This window comes from Komagataeibacter xylinus, assembly GCF_009834365.1.
Lineage (GTDB): Bacteria > Pseudomonadota > Alphaproteobacteria > Acetobacterales > Acetobacteraceae > Komagataeibacter > Komagataeibacter xylinus_D.
On sequence record NZ_CP041348.1, the window covers coordinates 1,437,939 to 1,453,022 of the forward strand.

Below are 15,084 nucleotides of genomic sequence, written 5' to 3' on the forward strand. Positions count from 1 at the left end.
TAACCGGTTCCGTCGCTTTACCACTGTGCAGTGAATCCAGTGCTTTATAAAAAGGCATAACGGAAGAATAGCGGCCTAATTTTTCAATGGATCGGCCGGTGCTGTTAATGGGATGCAGCACACCCCATTAACAGCACCGCATAAGACAGAGGCAAAAAGTAATTACGGAACAGGCTATTGCTCATGTTATGACGAGTGCGTAACACCGGGTTCCCAATAAAAATTTTTATTGTCAAAATTCTACCATGGAACACGATAATCTGTAACCACATATTTCCCGCGTCTGGCGGGTATTGGGCATGCCCGGCAACCTGCCCGGCATTCTGCCGTTGATGTGAGGCAACCCAAGGCTAACTACTCCATGGCCTTTGAACATAAGAGCGTATCAGGCCCTGGCGGGTGGTGCCGGATGGATCTGCCGTTATCCGATCGTGTTGAAAAACAGGCAGGGTTATTTCAATGAATAGCAACAAGACATAAGGAAACAGTTCTGTCATTTTCTGTTACATATACATCATGCAGCCATGAAATGAAGCATACCTGAACGGGACCTAGTAACAGGATGAAATTCCGGTATTTATTTATTTTGGAATATCTGTTACCTGCCGCGATCATGCGGTATGTTTCTCACCCCCTGAAGCACGGAATGGCAGGTCTTTTTTCCGTTGCATCTATCGCTGTTTTTTCTTTGGCAACAACATTCTGTCAGGCATCGGGCGTTTCCGCTCATTCCTTGCCGGCAGATGAAGTGGCCATGGCGGCTCCCATGGCGCAGGGGCAGCCAGCCCTGCTCCATCCACTTTCCGCAAGCGATGCCGCCCGTATCCGCGCCGCTTTTGCCAATCAGTCTACCGGCAATTTTGATGGGGCGGACGCCCTGCTAGGACAGTTGAAAGAGAACAGCCTGACCGGCACCGTTCTGGCAGAACGGTGCATTCATGCGGCATATGCCTGTTCCACACCTATGCTGGAAAGCTGGCTGGCACAATACCCGGACCGTCCTGCCGCGCCCATGATGCGGGCCATGCTGGCATTGCGCAGCAACTCCGATGGGCCTGTCGGCGGGCACAGGATTTCTGGCGCGGCCATCAGCGCGACTGATGCACAAACCCTTTATACACAGGGGCAGGACCGGGTCGTTCTCGACCGGGCCCTGGCTGCATCTGCCTTCAGGGAAGCGAGCGGAAGAGTGGCGTTTTATGCTGGCCTGTCTGCCTGGCGGCTGGGGGAGGTGCAGCAGTCACAGCAACTGTTCGCGTGGGCGGCCAGTGCCGATAAAGGCGCCAGGGACCTGCGTAGCGCTGCATCCTGGTGGGCAAGTCGTGCTGCCGAACGTGCTGGCAATACGAAAGACGCCTTGCGCTGGCTTGTGCAGAGCGCGCGCTGCAAAGACTGTTTTTATGGGGTAATTGCCCGCCGCGCCCTCAGTAAAAACGAATCACGGAATGATGCCGCCGTGCTCACGATTGCTGATGTGAACGTGGTTGCCGCACGGCCCGCAGGCCACCGGGCGCTGGCACTTCTGCAGGTAGGCCGTACAGACCTGGCCGAGGCCGAACTGCATGATGACTGGGCCGATGCAGACAATACCAATGAACGACAGTCCATAGGGCTTGTTGCACACGCGGTTGAAAATGCTGGCGGGACACTTTACGCCGCAGCCTCTCGCGCAGGGTCCAGCAAGCTTGTTCCCGGCCATGCGCTTGATCTTCCGCAGCGCTTTACGCCAAGTGGCGGGTTTGTGGTGGACCCGGCACTCATCTATGCAATCGTTTCCATTGAATCGCGCTTCCAGCCTACGGTTACCTCCAAAAGCGGCGCAATAGGATTGATGCAGCTCATGCCGTGTACGGCGGCCAATTTCGCTGGCGGTCGACCGGAGGATCTCAATAATCCATCCGTCAATCTGCTGATTGGCCAGCGTTACCTGATGGCGCTGGCGCGGGACCGCCACATCAACAACCACCTCATCCGTCTGCTGGCCAGTTATGCGGTGGGCCATACCCAGGTAGCCCACTGGAAGGCCTCCGAACAAAGCACAAATGAACCTCTGGCTTTTCTGGAGGCCATTCCCAAACCCACGGTCCGGCACTGGATCGAGACAGTGCTTCTGCATAGCTGGATGTATTCGGAAAAGCTCAATCGTCGCCCTGCAACCCTTGATTCACTAGCCCTGGGCGAGAAAGCCAAACTTCCCCTGGAGGCAGAAACGTCCCTTCAGTAAGGCCTGCCGGCACAACAACCATAGGCCATTGCTGATTACATCTGCCGCAGGTAATGCCCGCATTGCAAGGCCATTTTATCCCACGATCACAACAGATTACACAAAAAATGTGTAAATTTTACAGGGTAGATTAGCTATTTTTAATAATAGAATATTATAAATATAAATTCATTATTTCATCAGTTAACTTCGATATATTAATGTAAATATTTTATATTTATTGTAATTAAATCGTTTTACTAAAAATTTATTGATGTACTCTGTTCTTCTGGGAAATGTGTTGTAATTAGACCCTATCAGCATCAGGGTTTTTTAGCTAAATTCTCGGCACCGCGCACCAGTACGACCGCGAATGCGTTTGAGGTATTTATGTTTTTTCTTCCGATTGGATAAAAGAAAATAGCGTTTTCCAAAGCAGGTTTCGCCATCTTATGTGTGCAACTGCCCTGTTGGGCGCGCTCTGTACTGGTGCCTATGCACAAGCCCCCGTTCCAGCACCTGAAAACGGGGCTCCCCAATCTGCTTCCCCTCCCATGCGGACACCTGTAGCTACGCCCGATGCCAGCGCGGTGCAGGCAACGCCTGCCACACCGCAAACCGCCGATGCCACCCCTGCGGCGACAACCCCGCCTGAAGCCCCGGCCTGTGTGCCTGCTCCGGGTGAAACCGGGCGCGTCCTGGTCATTGGTGATTCACAGGCCCAGGGTCTGGCAGGGGGATTGCGGTGGCTTTACCGTACGAACAGAAACATGCGCGTTCTGGACCACAGCAAAATTTCCACCGGTCTGGTCTCGGTAGCATTCTATAACTGGCCAGATGAGGTACATAAACTGGCAGCAACCGAACATGTCGATGTTGCTGTCGTTATGTTTGGTGCCAATGACATGCCGCCGGTACGGGTTCATGGTGCTGTTGACCAGACCCAGCTGGCCAATTTTACAAAAATCTATTCGGCCCGGGTGCGCGATATTATCGTGACGCTGAAAAATGCCCATATCCCCGTTATCTGGGTCGGGCATCCGATAGTGCGTGATGATGTTTTCTCGGCTGACATGGCAATCCTGAATAATATTTTCCAGGATCAGGCAGCCAAAAACGGTGCGCAATTTGTGCCGCTATGGTCAGTTTTTGCTGATAACGGGCATTTCTCTGCTTATGGCGAAGGTGTTGATGGATCAAAAGTGCGCCTTCGTGCAGATGACGGCGTGCATCTGACTCCAGGCGGGTATCAGAAAGCGGCCAAAATACTGGAACCCCTGATTGCCTGTTACCAGCCCAACGCTGTGCAAAAAGGCAAGGCTGCTGCATCTGCAGTGCCTGCGCACACATCAGGCCAGCCCGCGTCGCCTGATCCGTCCTGAGACACGGGTATTATGCACCTTGCGCGCGTAAGGCTGCGTTTGTGAGCATGAAACATGCGAACGCGATGACATGGAGACTTGCGAGTGTTGAAGGATGATGCTCGCAATTCTTGACGAGCCTGCAGCAGGTGCTCAGGCCCGGGAAGCCGCTAAACGGGCCGGATTGCATGAGAAATGCAGTACATTACGAGGTGAAGCCTGATCCTGAAGCGGAACAGGCTTACAACATGCGTAAGACAGGCACAGAAATCAGATCCCCTGTTAAAGGGATGATTTTCTTATTTTTTAGGAAAATGGTGGAGGGAGTTGGATTCGAACCAACGTAGGCGTACACCAGCGGATTTACAGTCCGCCCCCTTTAGCCACTCGGGCATCCCTCCAGGTTGGCCGGGTAAATACGGGGTATGAGGGGGGTAAGTCAAGGGCGTGGGTGAAAAATTTGCGACAATTTTCGTTTGGGGGAATGACGCCGGTGCCGGTTGGGCTTAAAGAGCGATCATGAACATGCGCACATCCCGCCGTCGTGGTGCCTCATCCGGGGCTCATTCCGCTTCTCCCGCCCGTAACACACCCGAAAGGGGCGGCAGGCGGGGTGGCCGTGGGGCCGCATCGGCTCCCGCTGGCACGTGCTGGCTATATGGCCTGCATGCGGTTCAGGCCGCGCTTGAAAACCCGGCCCGCAAGCTGCGCCAGCTTCTGGTCACGGCGGAAGCGCAGGACACCCTGGCAGCAAAGCTTGAAGGCGGCTTTCCCATCCAGGCCGTCCGCGCCGAGCGCGCCCAGCTTGATGCGCTGTGCGGCCCTGACGCCGTGCATCAGGGCATGGCCCTGCTGGCCGATATGCTGACCCCGCCCGACCTTGATACGGTGCTTGAACAGCCCGGCCCGGTGCTGGTGCTCGATCAGGTGACTGACCCGCGCAATGTGGGTGCCATCCTGCGCTCGGCAGCCGCCTTTGGCGCGGTGGCGGTGGTGATGCAGGACCGCAATGCCCCCGATGAGACCGGCACGCTCGCGCGCGCGGCCTCGGGCGCGCTCGAGATCGTGCCGCTGATCCGCGTGGTCAACCTCTCGCGCGTGCTTGATGCGCTCAAGGCGCGTGGCCTGTGGGTGGTGGGGCTTGATGCTGGCGGCGGCATTCTTGATGGCGCGGCCTTTCACCAGCGCCGGGTGGCCCTTGTGCTCGGGGCCGAGGGCGCAGGATTGCGGCGGCTGACGCGCGAGCATTGCGATGAAATCGCGGGGCTTGCCATGAGCAGCCAGATGGAAAGTCTCAACGTATCCAACGCCGCCGCCGTGGCGCTGTACGAAATGTTCCGCCACCGCTAGACCAACGGGAAAAGCGTCGCAAAAACGCTGCCATTATTAAAAAAGGCAGAACCCGCAAACCGTTCTCCGCCCTGTTCCGATCATGCAGCGGCCAGACCCTGATCGTGCCCCCGCGCGGGGTGCGGGCCATTGCCCGTAACGCCCGGCTGAGGGCGGGGAAACATGAAAAACTATTTACGTTATAACATGTAGATTTGTGTCCCCATTATTGCCATTGGGGGGCATGACACGATCACGTGAGAGGTCCACTTCGCCAGCCCGCAGGAAGTGGGGCAGGGGGCTGCGGCGCCCGGCATGACGGATGGCTTCCTGCTTCGCTTCCGCTGGCTTTACGCCCCGCGCCTGACCGATTTCGGCTTTGCGCTGCGCACGACCATCGCTGCCCTGCTGGCGCTGGTGCTGGCCTTGTGGATGGAGATGGACGACCCGCAATGGGCCCCCATGACCACATGGATCGTGGCCCAGAATTCACGCGGGCAGAGCATGTCCAAGGCGCGGTGGCGGTTGCTGGGCACCTGCCTTGGCGCGGTGGCGGGTGTTGCGCTGATTGCCGCCATGCCGCAATCGGCGTGGCTGCTGTTTCCCGTGCTGGCATTATGGGTGGGGGTGTGTTGCGGGCTGGCCACTTTCCTGCGCAATTTCCATTCCTACGCGCTGGTGCTCATGGCCTTTACCAGCGGGCTGATTGCGCTCAATGCGGCCAATGCGCCGCATCAGGTGTTTGACATCGCCCTGTCGCGCTCGACCTACATCTTTGTGGGCATATTGTGCGAAAGCGCACTGGCTGCGGTGTTCGCGCCCAGCCTGATTGACGTGGCCCGGCGCGAGATCGGCCAGAAGGTGGGGGCGGCCATAGGCCAGGCCGCGCAGGCGCTTGGCAGCATGATGCAGGGGCGCGAGGAGGCGTTCCTCAAATCACGCACGTTGCTGGGCTCGGTCTTTTCCGTGTCGGACCAGATCGAGTTCAGCGAAGTGGAGATGCAGCACCGCACCCGTGCGGGCGATCATGCGCGCGCGGCCCTCGCCTCGATTGCGGTGGTAATGTCGCGCGGGCTGGGGCTGAGTGCGCGCATGCATGCCACAGGCGACCTGCCGCCCGGCTTCGTCACGCCGCTTGCGCGCGCGCAGGCGCTGTTTGCAACCATTCAGGCGGCCATGGCCGCACCCGACCCGCTGGCCGCCATTCCCGGCCTGCGCGCGCAGTTGCGCGACCTCGGCGCGGAATGCCGCCAGCAACTGGTCAATGACATCATCGCCGTATCCGGTGCCACCCCGCCGGGCCGAGTGGCAGGGCAGCAGCATCTTGATGGCTACATCCTCAACGCCTCGCTCGGCGTGCTGCTGGTGCGGCTTGATGCGGCGCTGGCGCATCTGGCGGCAACGCAGGTGGCGCCTGCGCATGATCGCTTTCACTTCTCCATCCCGCCATGGCGCGACCGCACGGCTGCATGGCATAACGGCATCCGTTCAGCGGGTGCCGTGCTGATGGGCGGCCTGGTGTGGGAGTGCACCGGCTGGCCCGATGGCGCGACCTTCGCCATGTTCGTGGTGGTGACATGCAGCCGCTTTGCCGCGAATGAAAACCCGGTGCGCGACAGCATCGGCTTCCTGCGCGGGGCGGTGTGGGCGGTGCTGGTCGCGGCCATCATCACCTTCATGGTGCTGCCCGACCAGGCGGTGTGGGAGACGCTGGTGCTCTCGCTGTTCCTGCCCATGATGGTGGGCGGCCTTGCGCTGCGCAATGCAGGCACGGCGGGTACGGCTGCGCCCTACAACAACTTCCTGCCGTTCATGGTCTATCCGGGCAACCAGTCGCGGCTTGATGAACTGACTTTTTTCAATATCAACAGCGCGGTAGTGCTGGGCATCGGGTGCAGCGTGCTGGTGTTTCGCCTCGTGCTGCCGTTTGACCCCGATGCCGAGCGGTGGCGCATGCGCCGCCAGATCGTGCACGACCTGCGCCGCATTGCCATCGCACCCGCCATACCCGACCCCGGTGCGTGGGTGAACCGGCTCACCACCGGCTTTGCCCGGCTGGTGCGGCATGCGTCCACCATGTCCGATGCGCAGACCAATGCATATCTCGATGGCGTGCTGTCGGCCATGACGGTGGGGCTGAACCTGATCCGCCTGCGCGGCCTGCTGGCCCGGGGCAGCCTGCCGCCCGCTGTGGGGGCTGCGGTTGAGCGCACGCTGGCGGCCTTTGGCGCATGGAAGGGTGGCCCGCCAGATGGACTTGCCCACATTGTGGCAACCGCGCTTGCGCAGATACGGGCTGCGGTGGAAGATGAAGGCAACCTGTCGCGCCGCCTCGACCTGGGGTGGAGCGTGGCCTATCTGGAAATACTGGCGCGTGAACTGTACATGAATGCCCGGTTTTTCGATATTACGCGCCGTTTTCATCTGCCGCATGATGGTAATGGCAAACAAACTGCATAAATCAGCAATAAAAGTTTTTGGTCGATGCTTTTTTTCAAAAAATCGGTGTTCTTTTGAAGCTTTTTGAAAAAAGCTTCGCCAACAACTTTTATTATTTCATCAAGGCGTTATTTTTAATAACTTATAGGAATAAAGGATCAGTTTCATGACCATCAAACGCCTTCAACCTGAAGAACGCCTCGCCGGGGCTGTCGTGCATGGTGGGCTTGTCTATCTTGCGGGTCAGGTCGCCGATGATGCCGATCTCGATGCCGAGGGCCAGACAGCCGATATCCTGCGCCAGATTGACGCCATCTTCGCAGAGGCAGGCACCAGCAAGGCAAACCTGCTTTCGGTCCAGATTTTTCTGAGCGACATGAACGATATGGCCGCCATGAACCGTGCATGGGATGCCTGGCTCGACCCCGCCAGCAAGCCCGCCCGCGCCACGGTGGAAGCCCGCCTCGCCAACCCGAAATGGAAGGTCGAGATCACGGGCATCGCGGCCCTGGCCTGAAAAAGACAAAAGTTTCCGGGTGCCGCCTTTTTTCAAAAAGGCGGCATCTTTCCATGTGTAACATACTGACCAGATGGAATTTTTACGGAGCGCCCCCTGGCACCGGACGGTTACAAACCCCACCCCGCATGCAACCGCGCGGCAGATGCACTGTTCTGATCTGTAACTGCGGGGCCACCCGCACCCCTGTCACAGATACGGAGCCTGCGCCATGCCAGATGACAGCCATATTGCCTCCTCCCGCCGCACCGTGCTGGCAGCAGCGGCGGGCCTTGTAACGGCAGCGGCGGCCTCCAGCCGGGCGCAGGCAGCCGAAATGGCCGCCCCTCGTCCGCCGCTGGTCGACCCCGAAAACGCCTATCCCCGCCCGCCCTTTCCCGAGCAGTCACAGCCCTGGCCCGGCCTTGCGGGCAAGATGAACCCCCGCCCCGACCATGGCGAGACAAGCTACCGCGGCTCGGGCCGGCTGGCCGGGCGCAAGGCACTGATTACGGGGGGTGATTCCGGTCTCGGCCGTGCTGCCGCCATTGCCTATGCCCGCGAGGGCGCGGACGTGGCCATAGCCTACCTGCCGCAGGAGGAACCCGACGCGCGCGAGGTCGTAGCACTCATCCGCGAGGCCGGGCGCAAGGCGGTTGCCCTCCCCGGTGATCTGCGTGACAGCAAATACTGCGCCCAGCTGGTCCAGCGCGCGCATGATGAACTCGGGGGGCTGGACATACTGGTCAGCAACGCAGGCCGGCAGCGCCATCAGGCCAGTATTCTTGATATTACCGACGAGCAGTTCGACGAGACTTTCCGCACCAATATCTATGCCCTGTTCCACCTGAGCCGCGCGGCCATTCCGCTCATGCCGCGCGGGGCCGCGATCATTGCCACGGCCTCGGTCAATGCGTTCAGCCCATCGGAGATCCTGCTGGATTATTCCGCGACCAAGGGGGCCATTGTCGCTTTCGTCAAGTCGCTGGCCAAGCAGATGGTGCACAAGGGCATTCGCGTCAACGCCGTGGCCCCCGGCCCGTTCTGGACCGCGCTGCAGATCAGTGGCGGGCAGACGGAGGAGAACATCCACAATTTCGGCGGCGAAACCCCGATGGGCCGTGCAGGCCAGCCGGCGGAAATCGCGCCGATCTATGTACTCCTGGCCTCATCGGAGGCAAGCTACATCACCGGGCAGGTCTATGCGGCCTCGGGCGGCACAGGGGTGGGCTGAAACCTTGCGCAGCACAGCGCGTGGTGGCACAGGAGAAACATGCGCATGATCCTGCCTGCCCTGCTGATGCTGCTTGGTGTTGCGGCGTGTTACTTCGCCATTGGCATGATTACCGATGCCGGGCGTTTCATATCGGACTCCCATCCGTGGTGACACGCTTCTGCCAGGAGATTGTTTGAAACAACTCTTTGATAAGAAATAAGAAAAGTTTTCGGGTGTTGTCTTTTGAAGCTTTTTTCAAAAAGCTTCACCCAAAACTTTCATCATTTCAGGGCACTATCAGGTCTGCCTTTTCAGGCAATCTCTTGATGGAAAAAGGGGATGACAGGATGACCGATCAGAACGTCACCACGCCGGGCCTTGCGGGCCTGTTATGGCCCCGTCGCAGCCTGTGCTACCGGCGCCTTGCCGGATGGCTCATTCCCGACACGCGCTGGATGGAACGGCCCCGCCCGCTGGATATCTGAAAAGAGCATCACGGCACCCCTTTTTTAAGTGTCTGGCAACGTCATGGCCCTACAGGGATTTGTGTTGCGCTGCTTCCGGGTTCATGCATGTGATACGCATTCACGTTACGAATCCCTTATAAAAACCGGAACAAGACATGCGGGCCATACCCCGCACTGGAGAGAGAGATGATCCGTTTTTCTGCCCTGCCAGCCCTCGTCGTGGCCAGTGTTGCCTTCGCCTCGCCCGCGCTGGCGTCGGTCGTGCGTTTTGAAGGGCATTTTGCAGGCGAACATGGCGCGACATCCCAGCCCGAGGGCAAGGTCGAGGCGGCGCTGAATACGCGCACCAACCTCGTGAAGTATGTCATTACATGGAGCGGGCTGAGCGGCCCGGTTACGGCTGCGCATTTCCATGGCCCGGCCCCGGCAGGCGAGGAGGCGGGCGTGCTCGTGCCCATTCCCAGTCCCTACAAATCCGGCCAGCACGGCTCGGTGCTGCTCTCGGCCGAGCAGGCGCAGGCGCTGCAGAATGGGCAGGTTTACGTCAACCTGCACACCGCTGCCCTGCCCAATGGCGAGGCGCGCGCCCAGATCGAGCGCCTGACCCCGCCCGCCAGGCCGTAAAGCGGACCCGCCTGGCATAAAGTCCATGATAGGGTTTGCATGGCTGCTATTTGTGCGGCACTGTTGGCGTTATGGCATGGAAGCCATGCCAATCCTTCATGGAGCCGGGCGACACATCTCGCCAGAAGTCAGGGAGTTTGCTTTTGCGCCTAGCATGTGTGGCCGTTACCGCGGCTGTTATGTCCCTGTCCGGTTTTGGTCCGCTGTGCGCCCATGCCCGCGCGGCGGATGCGCTTGGTGACCATACGGGAACGATCACCTTCGCCATTTCAGCGGCGGATGTCGGGGCGGGTGTATCCTGGGGCAAGGGCGTGCTGACCTTCGAGGGGCATGACTATCCCTTCCGCATTCGTGGTGGCTCGGGGGCGGCCATCGGTTTTTCGCGCACCAAAGCCGTCGGCACCGTCTATAACCTGTACCGCGTGCAGGATATCGAAGGCACGTACTGGTCCGTTCAGGGCGAGGCCACGGTGGGGGCTGGCAAGGGCGGTGCCGTCATGGAAAACAATAACGGCATCTATATCAAATTCACCTCCACGAGCAGCGGCGCGCGCCTTGCCTTCTCGGTCGAGCGCCTGACCGTGCGGCTCAACCCCGGCACCACGCTGCCCGCGCAGCAGCAGCCTGCAGCGACACCCGCGCCCGCCGCAGTTCCGGCCACCAGCCCTGCATCACACCAATAGGCAGGGAACACCCTGATCGTGCATGGTAGGCTCCATCATGAAACCTGATGGAGCCGCCAGCATGACAGACAATACCCATACTTTTGGCGATGGCCGCCTTGCCGCCAGCGTGCATGCAAAGGGGGCCGAACTGTGCGCCCTGCGCGCGGGCGGGCGTGACCTGCTATGGGGCGGGGGGGCGCCGTGGCAGCGGCAGTCGCCGGTGCTGTTCCCCATCGTGGGGCGACTGGTTGATGATACCGCCTGGGTAGAGGGCAAGCCCTACCGCATGACCCAGCATGGCTTTGCGCGTGACTGTACCTTCCGCTGGCTGACGCGTGACGAGACCGGCTGCCGCCTCGAACTCGTCGATACGGACGAGACGCACAAGATGTTCCCCTTCGCCTTCAGCCTCGTCATCGAATACCGGATCGAGCACGGTACCCTGTCGGTGCGCTACTGCGTGACCAACCCCGATCGCGCGCGCGTGCTGCCGGCCTCGCTTGGCGCGCATCCGGCCTTCATCTGGCCGCTCGCTCCCGACGTGCCCAAGAACCGGCATGTCATTACCTTTGATGCGCCTGAACCCGCCCCCATCCGCCGCCTGCAAAATGGCCTGCTGCTGCCCGAGGTCCTGCCTACCCCGGTAAAGGGCCGCACGCTGGCGCTTGACGAGGCCCTGTTTGCGCCCGATGCACTGATTCTCGACCAGTTGGCCAGCCACGGCCTGACCTACCACATCCCCGACGGGCCGGGCCTGCGGCTGGCATGGGAGGGCTTTCCCTATCTGGGCCTGTGGATGAAGCCGGGCGGTGATTTCCTGTGCATCGAGCCGTGGCATGGCATTGCCAGCCCGGTGGGTTTCAGCGGTGATTTTTCTGCCCGTCCCGGCGTGTTCCACCTCCAGCCGGGGCAGGAATGGCGGGCAGGCTGGCAGGTCGGCTGCATCTGAGCGGGGCGGGGTTCCGGCGGGTGTATTTTCCGCGCAACACCTGCCGGAATAAGCCTTGCGAAAACAGCATGGATCGGCCCGTAAATCTGCGAAAATATCGGATGTGCAAGGCGTTGGTTGCGGCGTAGTAGAGCAACAGGAGCAGCATGCGGCAGTATCGCCCGCTAGGCTCACGGGAAACGCCTTGATGCGTAGTTTTTCTCCTGTCCCCGTCGTGGGATTTTCCCCGTCTTCCCCTTCCCTCCCGATCCGTTCCTTCCGTCAGCGCGTGAGTGCGTGGGTGGGTGCGGCCTATCGTAAGCAGGGGATGATGCTGCTCGCCACGCTGCCCAGCGTGGCCGTGCCCTCTGGCTGCCATTGCGGCATGGAAGGTGGTCCCTCGCTGCTCGCGCTGCGCGGCTGGGACCGGGCCTGAACGCGCTGCCTGCGGGCAGGCCAGTTCTGTGATATTGTGTATGGCGGCGCATTACGGTGTGCCGCCATATTCATAGGTGCCGTATGGCGCGGGCAGACAGGAAGGCACAGGGTGATGCACAGGCGCATGTTGAACTGCATGGGGGGAATTGGCCTTGCCATGCTGGCGCATGGGGGCATTGCCGGGGCGGCGACGACCGCCTTCAACAAAATGCCGGATTACGAGAAATTCGGTATTACGGTTTCCTCCGCCTACCATGTGCGGCGCTGCGAGGTGACGGTGCGCGTCAACCCAACCCGTTTTGCCCAGAGCGCCACCGCTCTCGAAAACGAGGGCATTCTCGATAACGCCACCACAGAGCTCATCAACAAACGGCCTGAATACTATATCGGCCAGGCCATGCACGAGATCGTGCCGACCATCATCTACCATACCTTCCTGCGTTATACCGATGCGGCGACCTGCCGGTTCATGTTCCGCAACCGGGCGGGGCAGGATGATGCTCTGTATGGCTATGCCGTGTCCGAGCCGACCTTCCTCAGCTTTGTCGTGCGCAGCCACACCATGACGCAGGTGGACTGGTACAAGGCCAGCTTTGACGAGATCAAGGAAGTCTCGGCCCAGTTCAGTGAAGACCCCGCCTACGCCACGCCCGTAACCCAGGAGGAAGGCATTCCCCCATCCCAGCCCACCGTCGCGGGCCTGCCCGAAGCGGGCGATGAGGGGCCGGGGGTGACAGACGGGCTGCGATGAACCACAAACAGGCATGACCACCACCCAGCCGGAATTTTCAACCCTGTTCATGGACCAGCTGCGCGACCTGCTGCGCTGGCGGCGTGATGTGCGCCATTTCCGCCCTGACCCGGTGCCCGAATCCGTGCTTGATGACCTGCTGCGCACGGCCTGCCTTGCGCCCTCGGTCGGGCTGAGCGAGCCGTGGCGTTTCGTGCGCGTGGATGACGCGGCCCGGCGGGCGGCAGTCCGCGCTGATTTTACCCGCTGCAACGAGGCCGCCCTGGCCGATCGTGACGGGCCGGATGCCCAGCGCTATGCGCGGCTGAAACTGGCCGGGCTGGATGATGCGCCCCACCATGTGGCCGTGTTCTCGCACCCCGATCCCGCGCAGGGGCGCGGACTGGGGCGGGCGACCATGCCGCAGACCACCACCTGGTCCACCGTCATGGCCATCCATACCTTCTGGCTGGCGGCGACCGCGGCAGGGGTGGGGGTGGGCTGGGTCTCGATCATCGACCCCGAGCGGATTGCGGCCGTGCTGGAGATGGACCCTGCACTCGAACTCGTGGCCTATCTGTGCGTGGGCTACCCCGCAGCCCCCGCAAGCACCCCCGAGCTGGAGCGGCGCGGGTGGGAACGCCGCGCGCCCGAGCGGCGGCAATGGATCCGGCGCTAGGCCGCAGGCGGGAAGTTACTCATGCGTGCCAATGAGCGGATGCTGCGCGCCCTGGCCCGTGTGTCCGCCTTTACCACGCTGCGCGTGGCGCGTCGTTTCGCCCCGGTGCTGGGTGCGGGTATACTGCGCGAAGGGGGATGCGTCTATCTGGCCTATTGCCGCGCGCGCACGGCATTGCCCGCAGGCCTGTCCGGCCTTGATGAGACGGGGCGGGAATGCTGGGTCAATTCCGTGTATGTGGAAGACTGGTACCGGACCCATGTGCTGCTGGCCGCCCTTATGTTGTCCGATGCGGTCTTTGCGTTATGGGAAAAGCAGCAGGACAGGCGTGATGGCCTTGTGTGCATGATCTCGAAAAGCCGAATGGCGGCCAGCACGCGGCAGGCCGTTGTGTGGAAGATGCACCGCCACCGCCACCGCCACCGCCACCGTCCCGGCCATGACTGGCTGGCCGAAGACCTGTCCGGTTACGATGATGCGGTGCTGGAGCTGACATCACGCGCTGATATCGCGTTTGTAAAGGAGCGGCTCTGCTTGCGCGCATGAGCGGCAGGCGCACCGAAGAATGGGCCAACGCTGCCGGTTTGTCTGTATTCATGGTGCGGTTACATGGGGCTGGCCCGTATCAGGGGGGCGGTATTGTGGCCAGCGTCACGGATGGTTGAAAAAACGGGTGGCAGATATTCGTTAAATCCGGTTTTGCCCGGCGGCTGTTTCACCCATTGTACCGACCGGATTTCAGGCCGGGGGTGGGAGCGCCTTGCGGTTCCGTATCGCGTATCTGGCCCGGGCGTGCCCTGTCTATGTTCCGCTAAGAAATCATGACGACCTGCCCGGCACGGAGGACTGAACGCTGCTGCACCATTTTGAACACCTGTTCCAGCATTATGGCTATGGGGTCATTACCTTCATTGTCATGCTGGAAAGCATGGGCCTGCCGCTGCCTGCCGAGACGCTGATCATTTCTGCCTCCGTCTATTGCGCCGCCACCCACCGGCTTGATATCCGCTGGGTGGCCCTTGCCGCCGTGATGGGTGCCGTCATTGGCGATAATATCGGTTACATGATCGGGCGCCGCGTGGGCCTGCCGCTGCTGCAGAAATATGGTAGCCGCATCAAGCTTACGCCGCAGAGGCTGCTGCTCGGCCGCTTCCTGTTCCGCCATCATGGCAGTGGCATCGTGTTTTTCGGGCGTTTCATCGCCCTGCTGCGTGTTTTCGTGGCGTTGCTGGCTGGGGCCAATCACATGCCCTGGCCGCGCTTCATGATCTTTAATGCGCTGGGCGGCCTGTGCTGGGCTGGGGGGTATGCCACGGGGGCGTATTACCTGGGGCGCAAGGTCACGCAGGTATCGGGGCCGGCGAGTATCGGGCTTGGTATTGCGGTGGCAGCGGGGCTTGTGGCGAGTGCGGTGTTCCTGCGCCGCAATGAACAGCGTTTGACCGCGCAGGCCCTGCGTGAGGCCGAGGCGGAAAACGCGGCGGGCGGAACGCAGGCTGCCTGAGCGCT

15 protein-coding genes and 1 tRNA gene are annotated in these 15,084 nt (G+C 60.8%); 15 read left to right on the top strand and 1 reads right to left on the bottom strand.

Translation table 11 applies throughout. The features are described from left to right. Nucleotides 1-754 precede the first annotated feature (754 nt). Nucleotides 755-2,224 (top strand): lytic transglycosylase domain-containing protein, encoded by a 1,470-nt coding sequence (locus FMA36_RS06800; protein WP_240906507.1) that lies wholly within the window; start codon nucleotides 755-757, stop codon nucleotides 2,222-2,224. 647 nt (nucleotides 2,225-2,871) lie between these two features. Continuing rightward, on the top strand, nucleotides 2,872-3,585 hold the full coding sequence (locus FMA36_RS06805) for a DUF459 domain-containing protein (RefSeq protein WP_475704532.1): 714 nt from the start codon (nucleotides 2,872-2,874) through the stop codon (nucleotides 3,583-3,585). Between the two features lie 294 nt (nucleotides 3,586-3,879). Here the strand turns inward: FMA36_RS06805 and FMA36_RS06810 are convergent. Then, nucleotides 3,880-3,965: transfer RNA gene (locus FMA36_RS06810), tRNA-Tyr, on the bottom strand. A 118-nt stretch (nucleotides 3,966-4,083) separates the two neighbouring features. Here FMA36_RS06810 and rlmB point away from each other — a divergent pair. The 13 genes from rlmB to FMA36_RS06875 all read left to right on the top strand — a co-directional run bounded on the left by rlmB (nucleotide 4,084) and on the right by FMA36_RS06875 (nucleotide 15,079). Beyond that, nucleotides 4,084-4,914 (top strand): 23S rRNA (guanosine(2251)-2'-O)-methyltransferase RlmB, encoded by an 831-nt coding sequence (gene rlmB / locus FMA36_RS06815; RefSeq protein WP_159261717.1) that lies wholly within the window; start codon nucleotides 4,084-4,086, stop codon nucleotides 4,912-4,914. Between the two features lie 294 nt (nucleotides 4,915-5,208). Then, complete coding sequence (locus FMA36_RS06820) at nucleotides 5,209-7,353, top strand: FUSC family protein (RefSeq protein ID WP_159261718.1); 2,145 nt, start codon at nucleotides 5,209-5,211, stop codon at nucleotides 7,351-7,353. 145 nt (nucleotides 7,354-7,498) lie between these two features. Next, nucleotides 7,499-7,849 (top strand): RidA family protein, encoded by a 351-nt coding sequence (locus FMA36_RS06825; protein ID WP_159261719.1) that lies wholly within the window; start codon nucleotides 7,499-7,501, stop codon nucleotides 7,847-7,849. 211 nt (nucleotides 7,850-8,060) lie between these two features. Next, complete coding sequence (locus FMA36_RS06830; RefSeq protein WP_276612608.1) at nucleotides 8,061-9,062, top strand: SDR family oxidoreductase; 1,002 nt, start codon at nucleotides 8,061-8,063, stop codon at nucleotides 9,060-9,062. A 329-nt stretch (nucleotides 9,063-9,391) separates the two neighbouring features. Then, entirely contained in the window at nucleotides 9,392-9,529 is a 138-nt protein-coding gene (locus FMA36_RS06835; RefSeq protein WP_159261720.1) for a hypothetical protein, read from the top strand. 168 nt (nucleotides 9,530-9,697) lie between these two features. Then, nucleotides 9,698-10,135, top strand: coding sequence for a CHRD domain-containing protein (locus FMA36_RS06840; protein WP_159261721.1), 438 nt, complete (start codon nucleotides 9,698-9,700; stop codon nucleotides 10,133-10,135). A 179-nt stretch (nucleotides 10,136-10,314) separates the two neighbouring features. After that, nucleotides 10,315-10,818, top strand: a complete 504-nt coding sequence (locus FMA36_RS06845) for a hypothetical protein (protein ID WP_240906508.1) — start codon at nucleotides 10,315-10,317, stop codon at nucleotides 10,816-10,818. Between the two features lie 61 nt (nucleotides 10,819-10,879). Beyond that, entirely contained in the window at nucleotides 10,880-11,749 is an 870-nt protein-coding gene (locus FMA36_RS06850) for an aldose 1-epimerase family protein (RefSeq protein ID WP_159261722.1), read from the top strand. A 187-nt stretch (nucleotides 11,750-11,936) separates the two neighbouring features. Continuing rightward, nucleotides 11,937-12,164 (top strand): hypothetical protein, encoded by a 228-nt coding sequence (locus tag FMA36_RS06855; RefSeq protein ID WP_206065213.1) that lies wholly within the window; start codon nucleotides 11,937-11,939, stop codon nucleotides 12,162-12,164. A 114-nt stretch (nucleotides 12,165-12,278) separates the two neighbouring features. Continuing rightward, the gene (locus FMA36_RS06860) at nucleotides 12,279-12,917 is read left to right on the top strand and encodes a hypothetical protein (RefSeq protein WP_240906509.1); all 639 of its coding nucleotides are present in this window, start codon (nucleotides 12,279-12,281) and stop codon (nucleotides 12,915-12,917) included. A gap of 13 nt (nucleotides 12,918-12,930) precedes the next feature. Next, on the top strand, nucleotides 12,931-13,575 hold the full coding sequence (bluB, locus tag FMA36_RS06865) for a 5,6-dimethylbenzimidazole synthase (protein WP_159261723.1): 645 nt from the start codon (nucleotides 12,931-12,933) through the stop codon (nucleotides 13,573-13,575). A gap of 21 nt (nucleotides 13,576-13,596) precedes the next feature. Then, the gene (locus FMA36_RS06870) at nucleotides 13,597-14,121 is read left to right on the top strand and encodes a hypothetical protein (protein WP_159261724.1); all 525 of its coding nucleotides are present in this window, start codon (nucleotides 13,597-13,599) and stop codon (nucleotides 14,119-14,121) included. 370 nt (nucleotides 14,122-14,491) lie between these two features. Continuing rightward, entirely contained in the window at nucleotides 14,492-15,079 is a 588-nt protein-coding gene (locus FMA36_RS06875) for a DedA family protein (RefSeq protein ID WP_159261725.1), read from the top strand. Nucleotides 15,080-15,084: the final 5 nt, after the last annotated feature.